Genomic DNA, 26966 nt, shown 5'->3' with positions numbered 1-26966 from the left:
GTTCGGTCAGCGTCGGCGGCGGTACCAGAGCAGCCAGCCGAGGTAGCTGCCGCCGAGCGCGGCCGTCGCGACCCCGACCGGCAATGTCCCCGATCCGGCGATCCGCTGGGCCGCGAAGTCCGCGGCCAGCACCAGCACCGCCCCCGCCCAGGCAGCCGGCAGCAGGCTCGCGCCGGATGCCTTCGTGAGCCGTTTCGCCAGTTGAGGAGCGGTCAACGAGACGAACGCGATCGGGCCGGCCACCGCGGTCGCCAGCGCGCACGCGGCCGTGCCGACGATCAGCAAGTACAGCCGGCTCGCTTCGACCCGCACCCCCAAAGCGAGCGCCGTGTCGTCGCCCATTTCCAGGATGTTCAGCCACCGCGCGCCAAGCAGCACCGCCGGGGTGACGACGGCGAGCGCCGCCGCGGCGGGCCACACGTGGTCCCAGCCCAGGTTGTCGAGACTGCCGGTGAGCCAGACCGTCGCCCGCGAAACGTCGGCGAGTTTCGCGTTGACGATCAGGTAGAAGTTGACCGCTTGCAGAATCGCGCTGATCCCGATCCCGACCAGCACCAGCCGGTTTCCGCGCACCCCCTGCTGCCAGGCCAGCAGATACACCGCCAGAGAGGTCAGCAGGCCGCCGGCCAGCGCGCCCAGCGAGATGCCCGCCAGCCCGCCGCCGAACGCCAGTATCGCCAGCAGGCCGCCGGTCGTCGCGCCGTAGTTGAAGCCGATGATGTCCGGGCTCCCCAGCGGATTCCGGGTCAGGCTCTGGAAAACCGCGCCGCTCATCCCGAGAGCGGCGCCGACGCAGACGGCGATGAGCACCCGCGGCAACCGCAGGTCGAGCACCGCGAAGTTCGTCAGCCGGCTGCCGTTGCCCAGCAACGTCCGGACGACGTCGGCCGGCGCGACCGAAATCGCCCCGACGCTCAGCGCCGCGACCGCCACCGCGGCAAGAGCCAAGACCAAGCCGAGCGACACCGCGAAGGACCGACGCGTCTTCATGCCCGGGCCGCCTTGTTCCGACGCACCAGCCAAATGAACACTGGCGCTCCGGCCAGCGCCGTCACCACTCCGACGTCGATCTCCGACGACGCCATCACCCGGCCGAGCACGTCCGCCGCGAGCAGCAGGACCGGTGCGAGCACCGCGCAGTAGGGCAGCACCCACCGCTGCGCCGGGCCGGTGAACGCGCGCACCATATGCGGCACTGCCAGCCCGACGAACACGAGAGGCCCGACGGCGGCGGTAGCAGCTCCAGCCAGCAAGGTCACCGCCGCCAACGACAGCACGCGGGTGCGGCCGAGGTGCGCGCCGAGCGCCTGCCCGGCGTCGTCGCCGAGCGCCAGTGCGTCGAGCGGCCGGGCGAGCACCAGCGCCAGCGCCAATCCGACAGCCAGGAACGGCAGCACCCGCACGAGCGTCGCACCGTCGGCACGGTTGAGCGAGCCGACTGTCCAGAACCGCATCTGGTCGAGGGTCTGCTGGTTGAGCAACGTCATCGCTTGGGTGAGCCCGGTCAGCGCGGCCGACACCGCGGTGCCCGCCAGCGCGAGCCGCACCGGGGAGGCCGAGCCGCGGCCGGCGATCGCGTACAGCACGACGGCGGCGATCGCCGCGCCGAGGAACGCGAACCAGACGAACGTGCGCAAGTCAGTGAACCCGAAGAGCGTCACCGAAAGCGCAGCGGCCGCGGACGCACCGGCGTTCACGCCGAGCAGACCGGGATCGGCCAACGGGTTCCGGGTCAGCGCCTGCATGACCGCGCCCGCGACACCTAGCGCCGCACCCACCGCGATCCCGATCAGCGTGCGAGGAATCCGCAGCGACCAGACGACGAACGAGGCGTCCGAGCCGTCGCGGTCGAACAGCGCCTGGAAAACCGTTCCCGGCGAGAGAGACCGGGCGCCGACGGCGAGGCTCAGCAACGCCACCAAAACGAGCACGCCGCACGCGACGACGAGGCCCGCAGCGCGACCTTTCACCCGGCCAGCCTGCGCGACAGGTCGGCTTTGCTGACCTTGCCCAGTTTCGTCAGCGGGAACGCGTCCAGGATCTCCAGCCGGTCCGGCAGCTTGAACTCCGCGACGCCCCGGTCCCGCAGGAAAGCCTTGACCTCGCGCAGCTTCGGCACCGGCCCGTTCACCACGAGGAACGCGCACGTCCGCTCCCCCATCACCTCGTCGGCCATCCCGACCACCGCCGCGTCGTGCACCGCCGGGTGCGCGAGCAGGTGGTTCTCCAGTTCCTCGGCCGGGATCTTCTCGCCGCCCCGGTTGATCTGGTCCTTCAGCCGTCCCTCGACCACCAGGTGTCCCGACGGGAGCTGCCGCACGAGGTCGCCGCTGCGGTAGAAACCGTCTTCGGTGAAGGAACGCCGGTTGTGCTCCTCCGCGCGGTAGTAGCCGCGAAGGGTGTATGGGCCGCGAGTGAGCAGTTCGCCGTTGGCGAGCACGCGCACCTCGTCGTCCGGGCACAGCGGACGGCCCTGCGTCTCGACGATCAGGTCTTCCGGATCGTCCAGCCGGGTGAAGTTCAGCAGTCCCTCGGCCATCCCGAACACCTGCTGCAGCGCGCAGCCGAGCGTCGGGCGCACCCGCGCGGCCGGTTCCGCGTTCAGCTTCGCGCCGCCGACTTGCAGCAGCCGCAGGCTGGAGAGGTCCTCGTCCGCGAATTCCGCGGCGTCCATCCACAGCAGCGCGATCGGCGGAACGACGCCGGTGACCGTCACCTGATCCCGTTCGATGAGCGGGAAAACCGTGCCGGGGCTGGGGTCGGCGGCAAGCACGACGGTGCCGCCCGCGGCGAACGCGCCGAGCAGGCCGGGCGAGCACAGCGCGAAGTTGTGCGAAGCGGGCAATGCCACCAGGTACACAGTGGACTCGTCGAACCCGGAGACCTCCGCGCTGGCGCGGCCGTTGTAGGAGTAGTCGTCGTGCGTGCGCGGGATCAGCTTCGGCGTGCCCGTCGTTCCGCCGGACAGCAGGAACAGCGCGACATCCGAGGGATCCGGCTCCGGCAGCGGAACCGGGTCCGCCAGTGGCAGATCGGCGTTCGCCACGAACACCTGCCGGACACCCGGCACCGCGCTCGTGACGGTCTTGGCCAGTGCGCGGTAGTCGAAGCTTTCGTCGTCCGCGATGAAGTACGCGACGGCTTCGCTCAGCTCGGCCAGCGGCACCATCTCCGCTTCCCGGTGCGCGGGCAGCGCCAGCACCGGAAGCGCGCCGATCCGCAGCAGCGCGAAGAACACCGCGACGAACTCGGGAATGTTCGGCAGTTGCAGGAGAACGCGTTCGCGCGGCGCGATCGACGGAGCGAGGCCGGCGGCCGCCCGGGCGATCCAGGCGTCGAGTTCCGCATACGTCCAGCGGGCGCCGTCGGTGCCGATCAGCGCGATCCGGTCCGGATGCCGTTCGGCCCCGTCGCGGATCAGGCGATCCAGCGGCCGGCCGGCCCAGTAGCCGGCGTCCCGGTACCGCTGCGCCAGCTCGGCCGGCCAGGGCACGCACCCCTCAAGCATCGCCACTCCCTGCGTCTCGCCAGAAAACTTAGGTTAGGCTAGCCGATACTGTTCGGGCTCGGAAGGAGGGTGCCAGTGCGTCTCGGCGAACTCGTCCTCGACGTATCCCCGCTTCGCACCAGCAGCGGCTTCCGGCGGGTCTTCGCCGCGCAGACCCTGACCGTGCTGACGACGGCGCTCACGAACGTCGGCATCAACCTGCACGTCTACCAGCTCACCGGATCCTCGGTGCAGGTCGGACTGGTCAGCCTGGTGTTCGGGCTGGCACTGCTGACCGGACTGCTCGCCGGCGGCGTCGCGGCGGACCGGGGCGATCGGCGCGCGCTGGTGCTCGGCACCCGGCTGATCGTCGCGATCGTGCTGGCCGGTCTCGCGGTCAACGCGGCGCTGCCGCATCCGATGCCGTGGTTCGTCTACGTCGCCGCGGTGCTCGCCGGCGGGATCAACGGGCTCGGCGGCTCGGCGCTGATGGCCGTCGTGCCCGCGATCGTGGACCAGCGCCAGCTCGCCGCCACCGGTGCGCTGTTCACCGTGACCAGCCAGTTCGGCGCGATGCTCGGCCCGTCCATCGCCGGGCTCGTCGCGGCCGGGCCGGGCGTGGCCGCCTGTTTCGGGATCGACGCGCTCGGCTATCTCGCCGGGGTCGCGCTGATGTGGCGCATCCCGCCGCTGCCGCCGGACGAGGAGCCCGCGCACCCGCTCAAGTCCATCGCCGAAGGGTTCAGTTTCGTCCGGCACCACCAGGTCGTCGCCGGCCTGCTGCTGATCGACGTCTGGGCGATGGTCTTCGCGATGCCGTACGCGCTCTTCCCGCAGCTGGGCATCGAGGTGTTCCACGGCGGACCGTCGACCGTCGGGCTGCTCTACACCGCGCCCGCGGTCGGCGCCTTCCTCGGCGCGTTGATGAGCGGCTGGACCAGTCGTACCCGGCAGAGCGGGCGCGCGTTGATCGGCGCGGTGCTGTTGTGGGGCTTGGCGATCACCGGGTTCGGACTGTCCGGGCAGCTGTGGCTGGGCTTGCTGTTCCTGGCGATCGGCGGCGCGGCGGACGCGGTCTCCGAGGTGTTGCGCCGCGCCCTGCTGCAGCACTACACGCCGGATCGGCTGCAGGGCCGGGTGTCCAGCGTCTGGCTGGCGCAGGCGACGACCGGCCCGGCGGTCGGCAACGCGGAAGCCGGACTTGCGGCGAAGCTGCTCGGCAGTTCGAGCGCGGTGGTCGCCGGCGGGCTCGTCTGCGTGGCGGGCGTACTGCTGGTCGCGTTGACGATGCCGAAGCTGCGGCGGGGCTCCTTGGCGACGGATCCCCCGTCGCGGGTGGGCTCGCCTTGAAGTCGGCCAACGAACCTCACCAGCTGACGTGTCGGCTCGGATCGCCGACCTTGCACTGGCTCCGTGAAGGCCCCGTTGCCGGAATCAGATTCCCTCAAGGGACCCCTCACGGACCTGCGCGGTCGGGTCAGCAGCGCGAGCTCAGCCGCGGTCGGCTAGCGCGACACCGCCGACGAGCCGTACTGCGCGAGCAGTACGACTACCCGGGAACTCCCCGGGCGCGGTCAACGAAGTCCTCGTCACGTTGTTCGCGGGTGGACACCGTGATCACCTTCGCACTAAGGTAAGCCTCAGCTAACTTCTGCCGAGGAGGACTACCTTGACGAACCCCTTCGACGACGACAGCGGCCGGTTCTACGCCCTGGTCAACGACGAGGGCCAGTTCTCCCTGTGGCCGGCGTTCGCCGAGGTCCCGTCCGGCTGGCGGGTGGAGTTCGGCGAGGAGTCGAGGCAGGCTTGCCTCGACTACATCGAGCAGCACTGGACGGACCTCCGGCCGCTCAGCCTGGTCCGTGCGATGGACGGCGAGCCCGGCGCGTGAGTTCGAGCGTCGAGGACGTCCTCCCGCTCACCCCGTTGCAGCAAGGCATGGTTTTCCATGCCCTGCTCGGCGACCGGCCGGACGTCTACACCGTGCAGACCGTCCTCGATCTGACCGAGGACGTCGAGCCGGACCGGCTCCGGGCCGCCGCGGAAGCGCTCGTGCGCCGGCACGGGCCGTTGCGCGCGGCGTTCCGCACCCAGGCCTCCGGCCAGTTCGTGCAGGTGATCCGCCGGTCCGTCGAGGTCCCGTTCCGTGTCGCGGACCGGCTCGATCTCGACGCGGACCGCGCCGAGCCGTTCGACCTCGGACGGCCGCCGTTGCTGCGGTTCACGCTGTGCGGGCGGACGCTCGTGCTCACCGCGCACCACTTGCTGTGGGACGGCTGGTCGGCGCCGATCCTGGTCCGCGAACTGCTCGCGCTCTATCGCGGCGAGCGGCTGCCGCCGGTGCGGCCGTTCCGGGACCACTTGACCTGGCTGTCCAAACAGGACACCCGAGCCGCGGAAGATGCCTGGCGGAGCGCGCTTTCCGGTCTCGCGGAGCCGACGCTGATCGGCGGCGGGACAAGCGGATTTCCGTGCCGCAGCGAGTTCCGGTTCCCGGCCGCCGCGTTGGAACAGACCGCGCGCCGGCACGGCGTGACGCTGAACGCCATCGTGCAGAGCGCATGGGCGTTGACGCTGGCCGCGATGACTGGCCGCGACGACCTCGTGTTCGGTGCGACCGTCTCCGGGCGCAGCGGCGATCTGCCCGACGCCGAGTCGATGGTCGGCATGTTCATCAACACTGTCCCGGTGCGCGTCCGGCTGTCCGGCAGCGAGTCGCTCACGACGCTGGCCGCGCGAGTGCAGACCGAGCAGGCCCGGCTGCTGGAGCACGACCATCTCGGGCTCGCGGACATCCAGCGGGCCAGCGGGCACCCGAACCTGTTCGACACGCTCCTGGTCTTCGAGAGCTACCCGATGGATGAGGCGATCCCGTTGCTGGCCGGTGTTTCCGTGCGCGACTCGACGCACTATCCGCTGGCGCTACTGGTAGTTCCAGGCGACGATCTCACGCTGCGGATCGATCACGACCGCACCCAGTGCCCGGACGCGACGCCGATCGCGGAGCGCTTCCAGCAGATCCTGCGTCGATTCGCCGTCACCCCCGAACTGCCCGTCGCGCAGCTGGACGTGCTCACCGAGGCCGAGCACGACGCGCTCGCGACACCGAACTCGACGCACGCCGACGTTCCGGCGACGACGCTGGCCGCCCTGTTCGAAGCGCAGGCCCGGCGGACCCCGGACGCCGAAGCGGTGCGGTTCGACACCGACTCGTTGACCTACCGCGAACTCGACGCACAGGCGTCCGCGCTGGCCACTGGCCTGGCCGCGGCGGGGGTCGGGCCGGACCGGATCGTCGGGGTGCGCCACGACCGCTCGCTCGACCTCGTCGTCTCGCTGCTCGCCGTGCTCAAGGCCGGCGGCGCGTACCTGCCGCTCGATCCGTCCTATCCGGCGGAGCGGCTGGACTTCATGCGCGAGGACGCCCAGCCCGCGGTGGTCCTGCCCGCCGCACTCCACGGGTCCGCGCCGATCACGCCCGCCTCGCCGGACAACGCGGCCTACGTCATCTACACCTCCGGTTCCACCGGCCGCCCCAAGGGCGTGGTCGTCACCCACCGCGCCATCGTCAACCGTCTCTTGTGGATGCAACACCAGTACCGGCTCACCGCGCAGGACCGGGTCCTGCAGAAAACCCCGGCCAGCTTCGACGTCTCCGTCTGGGAATTCTTCTGGCCCCTCATCACCGGCGCGGTCTTGGTGCTCGCGAAGCCGGGCGGACACCAGGATCCCGACTACCTCGCCGACCTCATCGCCCGCGAACGCATCACCACTGTCCACTTCGTCCCCTCCATGCTCCGCGCCTACGGCGACCGGCCACTCCCCCGCCGAGTCATCACCTCCGGCGAAGCGCTGCCCACGGAGATCGCCCGGCCCGGCATGCACAACCTCTACGGCCCCACCGAAACCGCCGTCGACGTCACCCATCACACCGTCACCGACGAGGTCGCGATCGGCGTTCCGGTGTGGAACACGACCGTGCACGTCCTCGACCCGGTGCTGCGTCCGGTCGCGCCCGGCGTGCCCGGCGAGCTGTACCTGGGCGGCGTGCAGCTCGCACGCGGCTACCTGAACCGGCCTGGGCTGACCGCGTCCCGCTTCGTCGCCGCACCGGACGGGCAACGCCTCTACCGCACCGGGGACGTCGTCCAATGGGAAAACGGCGCGCTCCACTACCTCGGGCGCACCGACGATCAGGTCAAGATCCGCGGGTTCCGCGTCGAACTCGGCGCGATCGAAGCCGCTCTCACCGCACAGCCGGGAGTGCGTGCCGCCGCCGTCACCGTCCGGGCGGGCCAGCAGCAGCTCGTCGGCTACGTGGTGACCGACCCGGGGGTCACCGTGGACCTGGCCGCTCTCGGGCTGCCTGAGCACGAGATCCCCGCGGTACTCGTTCCGCTCGGCAAGCTTCCCCTGACACCCAGCGGAAAACTCGATCGCAACGCCCTGCCTGAGCCGCAGTTTCAGACAGGCGAAGCGCAGGCGCGCGATCCGCGCGAGGAGATCGTCTGCGAGGTGTTCGCCGACGTTCTCGGCCTCGACCGGGTCAGCCGCGCCGACGATTTCTTCGCACTCGGCGGGCATTCGCTGCTCGCCACGCGACTGATCAGCCGCCTGCGCCGGACCTTCGGCGTCGATCTGTCGCTGCGCGCGGTGTTCGACGCCCCGACCCCGGCCCGGCTCGCCCGGTTGCTCGACGGCGGCAACCGGCGAGCCCCGCTGACGAAGCAGCCTCGTCCGTCGGAAATCCCGTTGTCCGCGGCGCAGCGCAGCCTCTGGTTCCTGTACCAAGTGGACGGTCCGACCACGACGTACAACCTGCCCTTCGCCGCCCGGCTGACCGGACCGCTCGACACTGCGGCATTGGCTGCCGCGCTGCTCGACGTGGTCACCCGGCACGAAGCGTTGCGGACGATCTTCCCCGGCGACCGATCCGGTCAGGAGATTCTGGCCCCGCGACCGCTCGCCCGAGGCGGGACGGACCACGCGTTCCGGCTCGACGAGGAACTCCCGATCCGCTACGACCTGCGCCGGACCGGCCCGGACGAGCACGAGTTCACCCTGGTGGTGCACCACATCGCGGCCGACGAATGGTCCGCGCGCCCGCTGCTGCGCGATCTCGCGCGGGCCTACGCGGCCCGGATCGAGGGCAGCGCGCCCGAGTGGCCCCCGCTGCCGGTGCAGTACGCGGATTACTCGCTCTGGCAGCAGCAAAACTCGCGCGACGACATCGGGTACTGGTCCCGCCAGCTCGCCGATCTCCCCGAGGAACTGCCGCTGCCGACCGACCGGCCCCGGCCGCCGCAGCCGACCGGGGAAGCCGGCAGCGTGCGAGTCGAGCTTCCGGACACCCGCCGGCTCGCGCGGAGGTTCGGCGTGACCGAGCTGATGGTCGGACAGGCGGCGGTCGCGGTTCTCCTGCACCGGCTCGGCGCGGGCGAGGACATCCCGCTCGGCACCCCGTCCGCCGGCCGGTCCGACGAAGCTCTGGACGACCTCGTCGGCTGCTTCGTGAACACGCTCGTGCTGCGTACTGATCTCAGCGGCAGCCCGACGTTCCGCGAACTGCTGGCCCGGGTCCGCGAAACCGACCTCGATGCCTACGCACACCAGGACACGCCGTTCGAGCGCGTCGTCGAGGCCGTCAACCCGGTCCGGTCGCCCAACCGGCACCCGCTGTTCCAGACGATGGTGTCGCACCAGGCAGTCCGCCCCACGGACCTCGACCTGCCGGGTATCGCCGTGACGCCGCTGGACCCGGGCGTCAGCGGCGCGAAGTTCGATCTCGCGTTCCACTTCGGAGCGGGCGAGTGCGCGATCTCCTACCGCACCGACCTTTTCGACAAGACCACCGTCGAGGCGTTCGGCCGGCGGCTGGCGACCCTGCTGACCGCCTTCGCGGCGAAGCCGGAGCTGCCCGTCGATCTGGTGGACATCCTCGACGCCGACGACCGCGCGCGACTGGCCGCGTTCAACAACACCGACGAAGACCGGCCCGCGACGACCTTGACCGCGATGGTCGAGGAGCAGGTCGCTCGCAGCCCGGACGCGATCGCGGTCGAGTTCCACGACGTCCGGCTCACCTACACGGAGCTGGACGCGCGCGCGAATCACGTGGCGAAAACGTTGCGGGAGAACGGCGTCGGGCCGGAGAAGACCGTCGGGATGCACTGGGAACGGTCGGTCGAACTGGTCGTCGGGCTGCTCGGCGTCGAGAAGGCCGGCGGCGCGTTCGTCCCGCTGGAGCCGTCCTGGCCGGCGCAGCGGATCGCCGAGGTCTGCGAGAGCGCCGCGCTGTCGGCCGTCCTCAGCGGGCCCGAGCACGACGAGCCGGTTCGCGGGCTCGGAGTTCCGGTCGTCCACGTCGGCACCGAGTCCACTCCGGACCGGTCCACGGTGGCCGTCGATCCGGAGGGCCTGGCGTATGTCATCTACACCTCCGGTTCCACTGGCAAGCCCAAGGGCGCGATGATCCGCCACCGGGCGATCGCCCATCGGCTGCTGTGGCAACGCGAACTGCTCGGCTTCGGACCGGGCGACGCGTCGCTGTTCAAGGCCCCGCTCGGCTTCGACATCTCGATCAACGAGATCTTCCTGCCGCTGGTCAACGGCGGGAAGCTGGTCATCGCGGAACCGGACGGCGAACGCGACCCCGATTACCTGCTCGGCCTGATCGACCGGCACTCGGTCACCTTCACCTACCTGCCGTCGTCCATTCTGGACCTGCTGCTGCAGCTGCCGGGCTTCGGGCCGAAGGCAGGTTCGCTCAAGCACGTCTGGTGCGGCGGCGAAGTTCTCACCCCCGAGCTGTTCGCCAGGTTCCGCCGGGCGAGTGACGCGATCATGTACCACGGCTACGGTCCCGCCGAGGCGACGATCGGCGTCAGCCACGTCGTCTACCGCGACCCGGAGGCGCTGCGCGCAGCGGTGTCGATCGGCAAGCCGAACGGCAACACCCAGCTGTACGTGCTGGATCGGCGGTTGCTGCCGGTGCCGGTCGGCGTTCCCGGCGAGTTGTACGCCGCGGGCATCTACCTCGGTCGCGGCTACCTCGGCGACCCGCGCCGCACGGCGGAACGGTTCGTCGCGAATCCGTTCGGCCCGCCCGGCGCCCGGCTGTACCGCACCGGCGACCTGGCGCGCTGGCAGGCCGACGGCAGCCTGGAGTTTCTTGGCCGGGCGGACAACCAGATCAAGATCCGCGGGATGCGCGTCGAACCGGAAGAGATCGAAGCCGTCCTGGAGCAGCACGAGCAGGTTCGCCGCGCGGTGGTGCTGGTGCGCGCCGAGCAGCCCGGATTGCTCGGCTACTGCCTCGGCCCGGAGACTGACGGCGTCGGCGACTGGCTGCGCGGCCGGCTGCCGGAACACATGGTGCCGCAACAGTTCGTGTTCCTCGACGAGTTCCCGCTGCTCCCCTCCGGCAAGGTGGACCGGAAGGCGTTGCCCGCCCCGCCGCCCGAAGGGACCGGAAGCCGCGCCGCGGTGACCGCGACCGAGAAACTGCTCTGCGAACTGATGGCGCAGCTGCTGAAACGCGACGAAATCGGTGCGGAGGACAACTTCTTCGCTCTTGGCGGGGACAGCATCCTGTCGATCCGCTTCGTCAGCGGGGTCCGTGCCGCCGGTTTCCAGCTCTCGCCGCGGCAGGTGTTCGAACACCAGACCGCCGCCGCGCTGGCCCGGGTCCTGGACGCGACAGCGGCCGCGGTTCAGCACGACGACGGCACCGGAGAAGTGCCGTTGACGCCGATCATGCGCTGGTGGACCACCACGGGCGACATCACGATGCATCAGGCCGCCCTGCTGCGCGTGCCGGCGCCGTTCGCGCCGGATGCGTTCGAGCAGGTGCTGCAGGACGTCCTGGACCATCACCAGCTGCTGCGCGCCCGCCTCGGCGACGGCGTGCTGCACGTGCCGCACACCAAACAGGCTCAAGTCGAGCATGTCGACGGCCCGTACTCCGCCGCCAAGCACGCCGCTGTGGTGTCCACTTTGGATCCGGCGGAGTCGATGCTGAAGGCGGTCGCCTTCGACGGACGGCTGCTGCTCGTGCTGCACCACTTGGTCGTCGACGGCGTCTCGTGGCGGATCCTCACCGAAGACCTGGCGACGGCCTGGGAAGCCCGCGCCGCCGGGAGGAGACCGCGACTGGCCCCAGCCCCCACCTCCTTCCGCACCTGGGCGCTCGCGACCGCGGACCAGCCCGAGCCCTCGCACGGGCGCGCCCTGCCCGTCTCCGGGCGCACGACGATCGAGCTGACCGTCGAAGAGACCCGGAAGGTACTGGAGAACAAGCACGCCCGGGTGCACGAGACACTGCTGGCGGCGCTCGGCTCCGCGCTCGGCCCACTCGAGGTCGCGCTGGAGGGACACGGCAGGGAGGAACAACGGGTACCGGGCGCGGACCTGTCGCGCACAGTCGGCTGGTTCACCACGATCTTCCCGTTCGCGCTGACCGGTTCGGTCAACGACGTCAAGGAACGGCTGCGGGCTGTCCCGGACCACGGCTTCGGCATGCCGATCCCGGACTCCGAGGTGAGCTTCAACTACCTCGGCCGCTTCGAGGCCGGCGATGGCTATTGGGTGCCCGGCCCGGAGAAACTGCCGGAATCGGCGGTGCAGCACCGTCCTTTGCAGATCGACGCGCTCGTCGAGGACGGCCCGGTTCTCAAAGCCACCTGGTCGTTCACCGATCGCTACCGCCCGGACGAGGTCGCCCGGTACGCGCGGGCGTGGGTACGTGCGCTGAGCGGCGGCAACGACGCCGGGCTCACCCCGTCCGACGTACCGCTGGTGTCGCTGAAGCAGGGCCAGCTCGACAAGCTCGCCGCGAAGTGGGGAAAGAAGTGATCGAGGACGTCCTGCCGCTTTCCCCGCTACAGCAGGGAATGCTGTTCCACGCGGTGTACGACACCAACGCCGACGACGTCTACTGTGTCCAGTTCGTCCTCGGTCTGGAGGGCGCGGTGGACGGTCCGCGGCTGCGCGCCGCCGCCGAACAGCTGCTGGCGCGGCACGCGAATCTCCGCGCCGCGTTCGTGCACGAGGACGTCGACGAGCCGGTCCAGGTAGTGCTGGACCACGTCGACCTGCCGTGGGACGAGTCCGACGGCGATCTGGGCGCGGTACTCGAACGCGACCGCGCGCGGCGGTTCGTCCTGGACGAGCCGCCGTTGCTGCGGTTCTCACTGGTGCATCTGAGCGGCACCGACCACCGGCTCGTCCTGACCAACCACCACCTTCTGCTCGACGGCTGGTCGCTGCCGCTGCTGATCAGCGAACTGCTCGCGCTCTACGGCGGCACCACGCCGCCGAGGCCGCGCCCGTACCGGGACTATCTGGCCTGGCTAGCCGAACGCGACCGGGACGACTCGGCGAAAGCGTGGGCCGACGCACTGTCCGGAGTGGACCCGACGCTGCTCGCACCCGCCGCGTCCCGGGTACCGACGCGGCCGGGCAAAGTCCGGATCGACCTACCCGCGGAACAGCTCTACGCGCGCGCCCGGCAGCAAGGTCTTACGGTGAACACAGTGGTCCAGGGCCTGTGGGGGCGGGTGCTCGGACGGCTGACCGGCCGCGACGACGTGCTGTTCGGCGCGACCGTGTCCGGCCGGCCGGCCGAGCTGTCCGGAGTGGACTCGATGGTCGGCCTGTTCATCAACACCGTCCCGGTGCGCGTCCGCACCGAGGCGGCGCTGGGCGAGGTGCAGGCCGCGCAGGCGGGGCTGCTCGATCATCAGTACCTCGGGCTGACCGAGATCCAGCGTGCGGCGGGCGCCGGGGACCTGTTCGACACGCTGGTCGTCTTCGAGAACTACCCGGTCGACTCCGGCGCGGTCGGCGAGAGCGAACGTGCCGCCGGGCTGCGCATCACGAGTGTCGATGTCGAGGACGCGACGCACTACCCGCTCACCTTGGCGATCGCGGCGGAGGAGCAGCTCTCCGTCACCTTCGAGTACCGGCCGGACGTGTTCGAGCGCGACTGGGTCGACAGTGTCGCCCGCTACTTCGCTCGTGCCGTCGAGAGCTTCGCGGCCGAGAACCCGTTCAAGCTGCTGTCCGAAGAGGACGCCGGCCGGCTGGCCGAATTCGGCACCGGGAAGCGGCTGCCGACCGAGCCGACGACGATGTCCGAGGTCTTCGAGGCGCAGGCCCGGGCGACGCCGGACGCGGTCGCGATCGTCTCCGGTCCGGAGCGGCTGACCTTCGCCGAGGTCAACTCCCGGGCCAACGCGGTCGCGAGGGACCTCGCCGCGCGAGGCGTGCGGCCGGAAGAGATCGTCGCGCTCCGGCTCGCTCCAGGTCCGGACCTGATCATCGCGCTGCTGGCGGTGTTCAAGGCGGGGGCCGCGTATCTGCCGCTGGACCCGGACTGGCCGGCTGAGCGCATCGACCTGATGCTCGCCGACGCCCAGCCGATCGTGACGCTCACTGAGCTGCCCTCCGGCACCGCCGCGGACTTGCCGCAGCGCGCCCGGCCGGAAAACCCGGCGTACGTCATCTACACGTCTGGTTCGACCGGCATGCCGAAGGCGGTCGTCGTACCCCATCGGTCGATCGCGAACCTCCTGGTCAGCCACCGGACCGACCTGTTCGATCCGGCACAGGCGCAAGCCGGCCGTCCGCTGCGGGCGGCGCACGCCTGGCCGATGGCGTTCGACGCGTCCTGGCAGCCGATGCTGTGGCTGTTCGCCGGGCATGAGCTGCACCTGGTGCCGCCGGACGTACGCCGGGACGCGGACCTGCTGCGGGCGTTCCTGGTCGAGCACGAGATCGAGTTCGTCGAACTTTCCCCGTCGCTGCTGGCGCAGGTCGCGGCCGAGCCCTGGCGCGGTTCGCTCAAGGTTCTCGGCGTCGGCGGCGAAGCGGTGCCCGCCGAGTTGTGGCGAGCGCTGCGCAGCGAGCCGGACCTGGCCGTCTACAATCTGTACGGTCCGACGGAGTGCACTGTGGACTCCGCAGTGGCCGACTTCGCCGACAGCCCGACGCCGTCCATCGGCTCGCCGGTCGGCAACGCCCGCGCATACGTGCTCGACCGACGGCTCCGGCCGTGCCCGGTCGGGGTCGAAGGCGAGCTGTACCTGTCCGGCGATGGGCTGGCGCGCGGCTACCTCGGCCGGCCGGGCAGCACGGCGGAGCGGTTCGTAGCCGATCCGTTCCACGGCGGCCGGATGTACCGGACCGGCGACCTCGCGAAGTGGACCGCGGACGGGTTCCTCGACTGCCGCGGCCGGGTCGACGACCAGGTCAAGATCCGCGGCTTCCGGGTCGAGCCGGGCGAGGTCGAGGCGGTGCTGTCCCGGGACGACCGGGTCGAACGCGCTGTCGTCGTGCCGCGCGAGGACACGCCGGGGATCCGGCGGCTGGTCGCTTACGTCGTCCTCCGGAACGGCAGTGTCGACGGCCTTCGGGAGCAGGTCGCCGCGCAGCTGCCGGAGTACCTGGTTCCGGCGGCGATCGTCGCCGTCGAGTCGTTCCCGTTGACCCGTAACGACAAACTCGACGTGAAGGCGTTGCCGGTCCCGGATTGCCAAGGCACGACCCGGGAACCGGAGACCGCGGCCGAGACGCGGCTCGCGGAGCTGTTCGCCGAGGTGCTGGGCCTATCGCGAGTCGGCGCGGACGACAGCTTTTTCGCGCTCGGCGGCGACAGCCTCGTCTCGATGCGGCTGGTCGGCAAGGCCCGGGCAGCCGGATTCGGGTTCAGCCCGCGCGATGTGTTCGAACGCCGGACCGTCGCCGGACTGGCTCAGCTGACCGCGGCGGCACCGGTGGAGCGCGACCCGGACGCCGGCATCGGCGAGGTTCCGCTGACGCCGATGCTCGCCTGGCTCACCGACCACCCGCCGTACGACCGGCTCAGCCAGGCCCGCTTGGTCCGCACTCCCCCGGAGCTCACCCAGGACCGGCTCACCCAGCTGCTGCAAACGCTGCTCGACCGCCACGACGTCCTGCGGGCCACCTTCGACCAGACGATGACAGTCCGCCCGCGCGGCGCGGCGGCGGCGGTGGTGCGGCGCGTCGAACTGACCGACGTCGCCGCGCAACTGCCCGACGTGATGGAGGCCGAGCTGCGAGAACTCGATCCGGCGGCCGGCCAAATGGCCCGGTTCGTGTGGTTCGACGGCGGCCCCCACCGGGCCGGGCGGCTGCTGCTGCTTCTGCACCACCTGGTGGTCGACGCCGCTTCGTGGGGCATCCTGGTCCCGGAGCTGGCCGATCTCTGGGCCGGGCGCGAGCTGCCGCCGCTCGGGACGTCGTTCCGGGAATGGGCGCAGGCGTTGCCCGAGGCCGCGCGACGCAAGGCCGCCGAACTCGACCGGTGGCGGGACATCCGGTCCGGACCGGACCCGGTCCTCGGCGCCCGGCGGCTCGATCCGGCCGTCGACACCCGCGCCACAGTGCGCTCGATCCGCACCGTTCTCGACGCGGACCTGACGCGAGCACTGCTCACGGCCGTGCCGGAACGGCTCGGCGTGCCAGTCGACGTCGTGCTGCTCACCGCGTTCGCGCGCGCCGTCGTGCGATGGCGCGGAGAACCGGGGCCGGTCCTGTTGGCGGTGGAGAACCACGGCCGAGAGGAGCAGCTGGTGCCGGGTGCCGACCTGTCCGGCACCGTCGGCTGGTTCACCAGCGTGCACCCGGTCCGGCTCGATCCCGCCGACGTGCACACCGTCGCCCGGCAACTGGCGCTGCCGGACAACGGAATCGGGCACGGTTTGCTGCGCTACCTCGACTCGGCCGCCGCCGCCGAGCTGGCGGCGCTGCCCGAGCCGCAGATCGAGGTCAACTACCTGGGCCAGTTCACCGCGGGCGAGACGAGCGGCGCGCCGTGGACCGGTGCGCCGGAAACCGGCGCGCTGGGCGGCGGGGTCGACGACGCCCAGCCCGCCCCGTACTGCCTGGTGCTGAACTCGCTGGTGGAGGGCGGCGAACTGCACGCCGATTGGCAGTGGCCGGGCGCGCTGTTCACCGACGACCGGATCCGCGCCTTGTCCGCCGCGTGGTTCGCCGCATTGAAGGAGATTTCCGGTGAGTGACCTGGCCGCCCGCAAGCGCGAACTGCTCCGCCGCCGCCTCGCCGAGGCCGGGCTGGCGAGCACTGGGCAGATCCCGAAGGCCGACCGCGAGAACGACCTGCCGCTGTCGTCCGCCCAGTCGCGGATGTGGTTCCTGCAACAGCTCGAACCGGGCACCGCGGCGTACAACGTGTGCCTCGCCATCGAGCTGCGCGGCGATTTGGACCGGCCCGCGCTGCACCGTTCGTTCCAGCGGCTCGTGGAACGGCACGAGATCCTGCGCACCCGATACGTGCCCGGAGCCGACGGGGAGCCGCGTCAGGTGGTGGATCCGTTCGCGGTGGTCACGATGGCCGAGACGGACCTGCGAGGTCTGCCGGCGGAGCAGCGGGGCACTGCGGCCGAATCCGCCGCGCGAGCGGAATCGGCGCACGGCTTCGACCTCACAGCGGAACACTCGCTGCGGCTGAAGCTGCTCCGTCGCGCGGACGACGACCACGTACTCGTCCTGACCGTGCACCACATCGCATGGGACGGCTTCACTTTCAATGCGCTCTCGCGGGACTTGTCCGCGCTCTACCGCGAAGACACCACCGGCCATCCCGCCGGGCTCGAACCGCTCCCGGTGCAATACGCGGACTTCGCCTGTTGGCAACGGAAGACGTTCACCGACGACCGGCTAGCGAAGGATCTCGACTACTGGCGCGGCGCGCTCGACCCGATGCCGGACAACCTGCCGCTGCCGACCGACTTCCCACGCCCGGCCGTCCGATCCAGCCGCGGCGACCGCCGCGTCAGGAGGTTTGATCCGGCCGTGACGGAGCGCATCGCCGGCTTCGCGCACGAACGCGGCGTGACGCCGTTCATGGTCGTCTTCGCCGGGTACGCCGCTCTGCTGCACCGCTACACCGGTGCGACGGACGTGCCGGTCGGTTCGGCGTCGATGAACCGCGACGCGGGCGAAGTCGAACGGCTCATCGGGAACTTCGGCAACACGTTGGTGCTGCGCGCGGACCTGACCGGGCAGCCGTCGTTCGCTGAACTGGTCGCGCGGGTGCAGCGGGTCTGCACCGCCGGTTACGCCCACCAGGACCTTCCGTTCGACCTGCTGGTCGAGAGGCTGCGACCGCCGCGCACGGCGGGGCGCTCGGTGCTGTTCGACGTCATGCTGTTGTTCCTGGCCCAAGGATTGCAGGGATTCGACCTGCCGGGCGTCGAAGCGAACTGGCGGACAGTGCACAACGACACCACGCAGTTCGATCTCGCGCTGGAAGTGTTCCTGACCGGCGGCGAGATGCGGATCGAGGCGACGTACTCGACCGACCTGTACGCCGCAGCGACGGTAGAACAGTTCCTCGCGCACCTGGAAATGCTGCTCCAGCAGGCATTGGCAGCCCCGGACACGGCCGTTTCACAGCTGGAATACCACTCGACGCCGGGCTTGGCCGGGCCCGTGGAGAAGGTGCCGTCGACCACCCTCGCCGAACTGTTCGCCGCGCAGGCCTCACGCACGCCGGACGCTGAGGCCGTGCGCTTCGAAGGCACCTCACTCACCTACGCCGAACTTGACACCCGCGCCACCGCACTAGCCGGACAACTCGCCGCAGCAGGCGTCCGCGCCGACCAGATCGTCGGCATCCGCCAAGACCGATCACTCGAACTCATTATCTCCCTGCTCGCCGTACACAAGGCAGGCGGCGCATACCTACCGCTCGACCCGTCCTACCCGAGCGAACGACTCGACTTCATGATCCAGGACGCCAACCCCGTCCTCGTACTGCCCACACCCCTCGACGCCGGCACGCGGGTCACTGCGGCTCGTCCAGACAACGCGGCCTACGTCATCTACACCTCCGGTTCCACCGGACGGCCCAAGGGCGTCGTGGTCACCCATCGATCCATTGTGAACCGTCTGCTGTGGATGCAGCACGAGTACGGCCTCGCCGCGCAGGACCGGGTACTGCAGAAGACCCCGTCCAGCTTCGATGTCTCGGTATGGGAGTTCTTCTGGCCGCTCATCACCGGCGCCACCCTCGTCCTCGCCAAGCCCGACGGACACAAAGACCCCGACTACCTCGCCCGGCTCATCACCGAAGAGGCCATCACCACCGTCCACTTCGTCCCGTCCATGCTCCGCGCCTATGGCGACCGGCCGCTGCCGAAACGCGTCATCACCTCCGGCGAGGCTCTGCCGGACGATCTCGCCCGACCCGGCATCCACAACCTCTACGGCCCCACCGAAGCCGCTGTCGACGTCACCCACCACACCGTCACCGATCACGTCGCCATCGGCCGGCCGGTGTGGAACACACAGCTTCACGTGCTGGACCGCAACCTTCAGCCGGTGCCGCCGAGCGTCGAGGGAGAGCTGTACCTCGGCGGCGTCCAACTCGCCCGCGGCTACCTCAACCGCCCCAGCCTGACCGCCTCCCGATTCGTCGCCGCCCCCAACGGACAACGCCTCTACCGCACCGGCGACCTCGTCAAACGCGACCCCGACGGCATCCTGCACTACCTCGGCCGCACCGACCACCAAGTCAAACTCCGCGGCATCCGCATCGAACTCGGCGAAGTCGAAGCCGCGCTCACCGCGCTGCCCGGGATCGAGAGCGCCGTCGTCGTGCTGCGGCCGGAAAAGCAGCAGCTCGTCGCGTACGTCGTTGGCGACGCGACCGGCGTCCGAGTCCAGCTGGCGAAGACGCTGCCGGACCATCTGGTCCCGTCGGTTCTTGTCGAACTGGACGCCCTTCCGTTGTCTCCGAGCGGGAAACTCGACCGCCGCGCACTGCCGGAACCGATCGCCGAGGTCACCGACGACGCGCCGGGCACCGAGCGAGAGCAAGCGCTCGCCGGTCTGTTCGCCGATCTGCTCGGGCTCGACCGGGTCGGTGTGCGGGACGATTTCTTCGCCCTCGGCGGGCATTCGCTGCTCGCCGCGAAACTGGTCAGCCGGGTCCGCGCCGAACTGGACGCAGAGCTGTCGATCGGCACCGTCTTCGACACGCCAACGGTCGCCCGCCTGGCCGCACTCCTCGACGACAGCGGCCGGCAGCGGCCGGCATTGACGCCGATGCCGCGTCCGCGCCGACTGCCGTTGTCCTTCGCCCAGCAGCGGTTGTGGTTCCTCTACCGCCTCGAAGGCGCCAGCGCGACCTACAACGTCCCGTTCGCGATCCGGCTCGACGGACCGCTCGATCTCGACGCATTGCGTGCCGCACTGTCCGATGTGGTCGGACGGCACGAGGTGCTGCGCACGGTCTACCCGGAGTTCGAAGGCAAGCCTTACCAGCAAGTCCTGGACTGGACGCCGACGCTGGGCAGCGGCGGCACCCTCCGCGAGGCCGCGCAACGCAAGTTCGAGCTGGATCGAGAGCCGCCCTTCGCCGCCCAGCTGATCCGCGAGGGCGAAACCCACGTCCTCTCCCTGCTCACCCACCACATCGGGTCCGACGGCTGGTCCACCGAACGGCTGGTCGCCGACCTCACCACCGCGTACACCGCGCGTTGCGCCGGCCGGCGGCCGGACTGGCCGCCGCTGCCCGTCCAGTACGCGGATTACGTGTTGTGGCAACGGGACCTGCTCGGCAACCACGATGACCCGGACAGTCTGCTGGCTACCCAGCTCGCGTACTGGCGCGAAGCTCTCGCGGACCTTCCGGCAGAGATCCAGCTGCCGACCGACCGGCCTCGCCCTGCGAACGCCACCTTCGCCGGGGACGCCGTCCGCTTCCGGCTCGGCGCCGAGACGCTCGCCGCGGTGCGGTCGCTGGCCCGCGAGACCGGATCGACGGTCTTCATGACCGTGCAAGCCGCGCTCGCCGCGTTGCTGGGCGCGCTCGGCGCCGGCGACGACATCCCGCTCGGCAGCCCGGTCGCGGGCCGCACCGACGACGCGCTCGACGGCCTGGTCGGTTTCTTCGTCAACACCCTGGTCCTGCGCACCGACCTGACCGGCGACCCGACGTTCCGGCAGCTCGTGGACCGGGTCCGCGGCGCGGATCTGGCCGCGTTCGGGCACCAGGACCTGCCGTTCGAACGGATCGTCGAGGCCGTCAATCCGGCCCGTTCGCTTGGCAGGCATCCGCTGTTCCAGGTGATGCTGGCCTATCAGCGGGCGAACCGGGACGCGGCGCCGTTCGGCCGGGCGTCGCTGCGCGAGGAGCACGTCGGTTTCTACCCGGCGCGGACCGACCTTTCGTGGCATCTGTTCGAGCGGGAAGACGGCATCGACGGCTGGCTCGTCTACGCCCGCGACCTGTTCGACCATTCCACTGTGGACGATATAGCTGCCCGGTTCGTCCGCTATCTGAGCGCGCTCACCGCCGAACCGGATCGGCCGCTGTCGGCGACCGCCGTGCTGGCCGAGGACGAACGAATCCAGGAGTTCCCGACCGCCGACGTCCCGGACACGACGTTGGCCGAGCTGTTCGCCGCGCAGGTCGCGCGCACCCCGAACGCCGAGGCCGTGCGCTTCGAGGGCACCTCGCTCACCTACGCGGAACTCGACACCCGGGCCACCGTCCTCGCCGGGAAACTCGCCGCGGCCGGTGTGGGTCCGGATCGCATCGTCGGCATCCGCCAAGACCGCTCACTCGACCTGATCGTCTCCTTGCTCGCCGTCCACAAGGCCGGTGGCGCCTACCTCCCGCTCGACCCGTCCTACCCCGCCGAACGACTCGCCTTCATGATCCAGGACGCCAACCCTGTCGTCGTCCTCCCCGCCACCCTCGAAGAAACCGCACACACCACGGAGGCCGGCCCGGACAACGCGGCGTACGTCATCTACACCTCGGGCTCCACTGGGCACCCCAAGGGTGTGGTGGTCACCCACCGGTCCATTGTGAACCGTCTCTTGTGGATGCAACACGAGTACGGCCTCACCGCGCAGGACCGGGTACTGCAGAAAACCCCGTCCAGCTTCGACGTCTCGGTGTGGGAATTCTTCTGGCCGTTCATCACCGGCGCCACCCTCGTCCTCGCCAAACCCGACGGACACAAAGACCCCGACTACCTCGCACAGCTCATCGAGACCGAAGCAATCACCACCGTCCACTTCGTCCCGTCCATGCTCCGCGCCTACGGCGACCGGCCACTCCCCCGCCGAGTCATCACCTCCGGCGAAGCGCTGCCTGCGGAGATCGCCCGGCCCGGCATGCACAACCTCTACGGCCCCACCGAAACCGCCGTCGACGTCACCCACCACACCGTCACCGACCACGTCGCCATCGGCCGGCCAGTGTGGAACACCGAGACGCACGTCCTCGACCGGCTGTTCCGGCCCGTCCCTCCCGGTGTGCCCGGCGAGCTGTACCTCGGCGGCGTCCAACTCGCCCGCGGCTACCTCAACCGCCCCAGCCTGACCGCCTCCCGATTCGTCGCCGCCCCCAACGGACAACGCCTCTACCGCACCGGCGACCTCGTCAAACGCGACCCCGACGGCATCCTGCACTACCTCGGCCGCACCGACCACCAAGTCAAACTCCGCGGCATCCGCATCGAACTCGGCGAGATCGAAGCCGCCCTCGCCGCGGAAGACGGCGTCGAAGCGGCCGCCGCGGTCGTCCGGGACGACCGGTTGATCGGGTACGTCGTCGGCACCGCTCCGGATCTCCGGGCGAAGCTGCCCGAGCACCTGGTGCCTGCCGCGATTGTCGAGCTCCCCGAACTCCCGCTCACCGCGAACGGCAAACTCGACCGGAAAGCCCTGCCGGACCCGGATTTCCAGTCCCGCACCGGCACGGCGAAACCGAGCACCGAGCGCGAGCGCCTGCTGTGCGCACTGTTCGCCGAGACGCTGAAGCTGCCCGAAGTCGGCGTGCACGACAGCTTCTTCGAGCTGGGCGGCGACAGCATCGTCTCGGTTCAGCTCGTCAGCCGCGCCCGGAAGGCCGGGATCACGGTGACCCCGCGCCAGGTCTTCGAACACCGCACTCCCGCCGGGCTCGCCGCGGCCGGTGATTTCGCGGTCCACGCCGACCATCCTTACGGCCGGGTTCCGCCGATGCCGATCATGCGATTCCGCGGGCTGTTCCAGGCGATGTTGGTGACCGCACCGCCCGGGCTCACCGAACCCGGGCTGGTGCGCACCGTGCAGGCGGTGCTGGACCGGCACGACGTGCTTCGCGCCCGTTGGGACGGCGAAACCCTGGTCGTGCCCCAGGAATCCTTCGCTGCCAAGGAAATCGTCGCCCGCGCCACTGGTTCGCTGGATGACGAGCTCCTCGCCGCCCGCGACCGGCTCAGCGACGACCAACTCGTCCAGGTCGTTCGGTTCCCCGGCCGAGTGCTGATCGTCGCCGACCACTTGGTGGTGGACGGCGTCTCCTGGCGGATCCTCCTCGACGACCTCGCCGAAGCGTGGCAGGGCCGCGAACTGGTCCGCACCGGCACGTCGTACCGCCGCTGGAGCGAACTGCTCCGCGAGCAGGACCGCAGCGCCGAACGCGAGCTGTGGCAACGAATTCTCGACGGTGCCGACCCGGTGCTGCCGCTGACCGACGCGGTGCCCGAGCACACCGAGTGCACGGTGCCGCTGCCCGGCGGAGACGTCCAGCAGGCACTGCTCACTGCCCTCGGCCGGGCGCTGGGGCGGGACAACGCGGTCGTCGCGGTCGAAGGGCACGGCCGGGAGGGACAGATCGCGGCAGGGGTGGACCTGTCGGCGACCGTCGGCTGGTTCACCACTGTCTTCCCAGTCCGCGCCAACGACTCCCTGCACGATCTGCCCGACCACGGCCTCGGCTACGGCCTGCTCCGTCCGCTCGGACTGCCGGAGCCGACGATCGTGCTGAACTACCTCGGCCGGGTGGACACCGGCGACGGCACGCCATGGACCGTCGCGCCCGAAGCCCCGATGCTGCGAGTGCCGCCCCGGCCCGGCCGGGCCGGGGACTGGGCGCTCGAAATCAACGCCGCCGCGGTGGACGGCGGCCTGCGGATCGCCCTGACCGGGCAGACCGACGTGCGCGCGCTGGCCGCGCGGCTGCGCGACGCCCTCGCCGACGGCGGGCCCGCGCTGGACCTTTCCCTGGTGGACGTCAGCCAGGACGACATCGACGAGTTCGAAGAGGAGCTGGGCACGTGGTGAACGAGCAGCCGACGACGGGAGACCTGCTGCGCGAGGTCACCGGCCTGCTGGGCCCGGAGGCAGCTGATCTGTCCGAAGAGGACAGCCTGATCGAGTGGGGCCTGGACTCGATCAGGCTCATGCACGTCGCGAACGCGTGGCGGCGGCGCGGGATCAAAGTCAGTTTCGCGGAACTGCTGAAGAACCCGACGCTCATCGGCTGGCGTGGCGTGCTCGCGGACGCCGCGGGCGTCGCGCCGGAGCCGGTCACCGCGGTCGAAGTGGACGAGTCGGAGCCATTTCCGCTCGCGCTCATGCAGCACGCGTACTGGATCGGCCGCGGCGGGGAGACCGCGCTCGGCTCCGTCGCCGCGCACCTCTACGTCGAGTTCGACGGCGTGGGAGTCGACCCGGTCCGGCTCGAAACCGCGGTCCGAAAGCTCGTGCAGCGCCACGGAATGCTGCGCGCGGCCTTCGACGACAACGGATGGCAGCGGATCCTGGCCGAACGAACGCAGCCGGCGCTCATCGTGCACGACATCGAGGACGAGGCCGAACTGGAGCTGATCCGCGACCGGTCCTCGCACGCCCGCCTCGACGTGGCCAACGGCGAGGTCTTCCGGATCCAGCTCAGCCGCCGCCGCGACGGACGGACCCGGCTGCACGTCGACGTCGACATGCTCGCTGCCGATGCGGTGAGCTACCGCGTCCTGCTCGCCGATCTCGCCCGCTTCTACGAGGACGCCGAACTGCCGCCGATCGGCTACAGCTATCCGCGCTACCTCGCCGAACGGGAACCCGCCCGGGCTGCCGACCGCGATCGCGCGAAAGACTGGTGGCAGCACCGGATCCCCGAGCTGCCCTCCGCCCCGGACCTCCCGCTGGTGCCGGACAACGAGCGCCGTGACGCGACCCGGGTGGCCCGCCGGCACTGCTGGCTCGCGCCGGAGGACCGCAAACAGCTCGCCGCACGGGCGCACGAGCACGGTTTGACCCCGGCGATGACGGTCGCGACCGCGTTCGCCGAAACGCTCTCCCGGTGGAGCGGACAGCCGAGGTTCCTGCTCAACGTGCCGATGTTCGACCGCGAGAGCACCCATCCCGAAGTGGATCAGCTGGTCGGCGATTTCACCGGTTCCGTCCTCCTCGACGTCGACCTGATCGCCGAAGCGTCCTTCGCCGACCATGCGAAGGCATTGCAGGAGCGGATGCACACCGACGCCGCGTATGCCGCGTACTCCGGTGTCGAGGTACTCCGCGATCTGTCCCGGCATCAGGGTGAACAGGTCCTCGCTCCGTTCGTCTTCACCAGCGCGCTCAACCTCGGCGAACTGTTCGACGAAAGCGTCCGCCGGCTCTTCGGCGAGGCGGTCTGGATCATCTCCCAGGGTCCTCAGGTCCTGCTGGACGCCCAGGTCACCGAGGTGAACGACGGCCTGCTGATCAACTGGGACGTGCGGGAAGACGCGTTCCCGGCCGGGCTGGTCGACGACATGTTCGCCGGGTTCTCCCAGCTGGTCACGCGGCTCGGACAGCACGACGCGACGTGGGACCTGCCGGTCGGCGGCGACCTGCCCGTCGCGCAGGCGGCAGTACGCGAGAAGGCGAACGACACCGCTGGCCCGCGCAGCGAAAAGCTGTTGCACCAAGGATTCTTCGAGCACGCCCGGCAGGATCCGGACGCTGTCGCGCTGGTGTGGGGCCAGGACGGCCAGCTGACCTACGGAGAGCTGGCGGACCGAGCGCTGCGAGTGGCGGCCGGGCTGGACGTCCAGCCCGGTGCCGCGGTCGGCGTCAGCTTGCCGAAGGGCCCGGATCAGATCGCCGCTGTCCTCGGGGTGCTCGCGGCCGGAGCTTCCTACGTACCGATAGGCGTCGACCAGCCGCCCGCGCGCGCCGACCGGATCCGCCGCCTCGCTGGCCTCGCCACCACACTGACCACAGTGGACACCATGGCCGAGCCGCTCGCCGAGCCGGTCCTCGGCGACCCGGAAGCGATCGCCTACGTGCTCTTCACGTCCGGCTCCACTGGCGAGCCCAAGGGCGTCGAGGTGCCGCACCGCGCCGCGATGAACACCATCGAAGACCTCAACGAACGCTTCGGCATCGGCCCGGCCGATCGGTGCCTCGCGGTGTCCGCGTTGGAGTTCGACCTCTCCGTCTACGACATTTTCGGCTTGCTCAGCGCTGGCGGCACGGTCGCGCTTGTCGACGAGGCCGACCGCAAGGACGCCCGTGTCTGGGCAGAGCTGATCGCCGCTCGCGGCGTGACACTCGTCAATTGCGTTCCGGCGTTGCTGGACATGCTGCTCGTCTCGGCCGCGCCGGGCGAACTGGCCGGCCTGCGCACGGTCCTGCTCGGCGGCGACTGGGTCGGCACCGACCTGCCCGGCCGAGTAGCCGCGCACACGCCGCGCTGCCGGTTCGCGGGACTCGGCGGCACTACCGAAACGGCGATCCATTCGACAGTCTGCGAGGTGCACGGCGTACCCGCGCACTGGCGGTCGGTCCCCTACGGCGCGCCACTGCGCAACGTCGTCTGCCGAGTGGTCGATGGCCGCGGCCACGACTGCCCGGACTGGGTGAGCGGCGAGCTGTGGATCGGCGGCGAAGGCGTCGCCCTCGGCTACCGCGGCGACCCGGACCGCACCGCCGACCGCTTTGTCGAGCACGAGCGACGGCGCTGGTACCGCACCGGCGACCGGGCGCGCTATTGGCCGGACGGCACGCTCGAATTCCTCGGCCGCCGCGACCATCAGGTCAAGGTGCGCGGGATGCGGATCGAACTCGGCGAGGTCGAAGCCGCACTGGCCGAGCACCCCGGCGTCCGGCGCGGTGTCGCCGGCGTCGCGGGCAACCAGCTCGTCGCCGCTGTCGCCGGACCGGTCACGCCGGACGAGGTGCGCGAGTTCGCCCGCACTTTGCTGCCGCCGCACATGATCCCGGCTCGGGTCGTCGTGCTGGACGACCTGCCGCTCACCGCGAACGGCAAGGTGGACCGGCGCGCCGTCGCCGCGCGCTGGACCGCGGACACCGACTCCTATGCGGCACCGAACTCCGCGCTGGAGCGGGTGCTCGCGAAGGTCTGGGCGGACGTGCTGGGCGTCGATCGGGTCGGCCTCGACGATCCGTTCTTCGCACTGGGCGGGGATTCCGTGCTGGCGACGGTGATCGTCGGCCGGCTCCGGGAGGCGCTGGACAGCACCGAGGTGACCGTGCGGACGCTGTTCGCGACCCGCACCGTCGGTGCGATGGCGGCACGGCTGCTCGCCGACGAAGCGGTGCCGGGGCGGCTGGAGCAGGTCGCGGAGATCTGCCTGGAGGTCGAGGCCCTGACGGAGGCCGAGGTGGACGCCGAACTCGGGTGAACTCGACCAGCGAAACGGGGCCG

General features: G+C 70.5%; 9 protein-coding genes. 6 read left to right on the top strand and 3 right to left on the bottom strand.

Features of this window, described 5'->3' with window-relative positions:
• Positions 1 to 6: 6 nt before the first annotated feature.
• Genes AMYBE_RS0107950 through AMYBE_RS0107940 form a run of 3 tightly spaced genes read right to left on the bottom strand, consistent with a single transcriptional unit; the run spans position 7 to position 3508 of the window.
• Positions 7 to 990 (bottom strand): FecCD family ABC transporter permease, encoded by a 984-nt coding sequence (locus AMYBE_RS0107950; RefSeq protein ID WP_020658827.1) that lies wholly within the window; start codon positions 988 to 990, stop codon positions 7 to 9.
• Complete coding sequence (locus AMYBE_RS0107945) at positions 987 to 1970, bottom strand: FecCD family ABC transporter permease (RefSeq protein ID WP_027927475.1); 984 nt, start codon at positions 1968 to 1970, stop codon at positions 987 to 989. The genes AMYBE_RS0107950 and AMYBE_RS0107945 overlap by 4 nt, the downstream gene beginning before the upstream one ends.
• Positions 1967 to 3508 carry a (2,3-dihydroxybenzoyl)adenylate synthase gene (locus tag AMYBE_RS0107940; RefSeq protein WP_020658824.1) on the bottom strand — a complete coding sequence of 514 codons (1542 nt, stop codon included), beginning with the start codon at positions 3506 to 3508 and terminating at the stop codon, positions 1967 to 1969. The genes AMYBE_RS0107945 and AMYBE_RS0107940 overlap by 4 nt, the downstream gene beginning before the upstream one ends.
• A gap of 75 nt (positions 3509 to 3583) precedes the next feature.
• Between AMYBE_RS0107940 and entS the strand changes: the two genes are divergently transcribed.
• The 6 genes from entS (at position 3584) to AMYBE_RS0107910 (ending at position 26943) form a co-directional block, all read left to right on the top strand.
• Positions 3584 to 4837, top strand: a complete 1254-nt coding sequence (gene entS, locus AMYBE_RS0107935; protein WP_020658823.1) for an enterobactin transporter EntS — start codon at positions 3584 to 3586, stop codon at positions 4835 to 4837.
• 319 nt (positions 4838 to 5156) lie between these two features.
• The gene (locus AMYBE_RS0107930; RefSeq protein ID WP_020658822.1) at positions 5157 to 5378 is read left to right on the top strand and encodes an MbtH family protein; all 222 of its coding nucleotides are present in this window, start codon (positions 5157 to 5159) and stop codon (positions 5376 to 5378) included.
• Positions 5375 to 12340 carry a non-ribosomal peptide synthetase gene (locus tag AMYBE_RS0107925; protein ID WP_020658821.1) on the top strand — a complete coding sequence of 2322 codons (6966 nt, stop codon included), beginning with the start codon at positions 5375 to 5377 and terminating at the stop codon, positions 12338 to 12340. Before AMYBE_RS0107930 ends, AMYBE_RS0107925 begins: the two co-directional genes overlap by 4 nt.
• On the top strand, positions 12325 to 16530 hold the full coding sequence (locus tag AMYBE_RS0107920) for a non-ribosomal peptide synthetase (protein ID WP_027927474.1): 4206 nt from the start codon (positions 12325 to 12327) through the stop codon (positions 16528 to 16530). The genes AMYBE_RS0107925 and AMYBE_RS0107920 overlap by 16 nt, the downstream gene beginning before the upstream one ends.
• The gene (locus tag AMYBE_RS0107915) at positions 16523 to 23596 is read left to right on the top strand and encodes a non-ribosomal peptide synthetase (protein WP_020658819.1); all 7074 of its coding nucleotides are present in this window, start codon (positions 16523 to 16525) and stop codon (positions 23594 to 23596) included. Before AMYBE_RS0107920 ends, AMYBE_RS0107915 begins: the two co-directional genes overlap by 8 nt.
• Positions 23590 to 26943 (top strand): non-ribosomal peptide synthetase, encoded by a 3354-nt coding sequence (locus AMYBE_RS0107910; protein WP_020658818.1) that lies wholly within the window; start codon positions 23590 to 23592, stop codon positions 26941 to 26943. Before AMYBE_RS0107915 ends, AMYBE_RS0107910 begins: the two co-directional genes overlap by 7 nt.
• Positions 26944 to 26966: the final 23 nt, after the last annotated feature.

The sequence above is a fragment of the Amycolatopsis benzoatilytica AK 16/65 genome (assembly GCF_000383915.1).
Lineage (GTDB): Bacteria > Actinomycetota > Actinomycetes > Mycobacteriales > Pseudonocardiaceae > Amycolatopsis > Amycolatopsis benzoatilytica.
This window is presented reverse-complemented; position numbering and strand designations above follow the sequence as displayed.

Excerpts from the sequence above, each read along its gene's own strand:
- AMYBE_RS0107950 (WP_020658827.1), bottom strand. The coding sequence starts at position 990 with ATGAAGACGCGTCGGTCCTTCGCGGTGTCGCTCGGCTTGGTCTTGGCT.
- AMYBE_RS0107940 (WP_020658824.1), bottom strand. The coding sequence starts at position 3,508 with ATGCTTGAGGGGTGCGTGCCCTGGCCGGCCGAGCTGGCGCAGCGGTAC.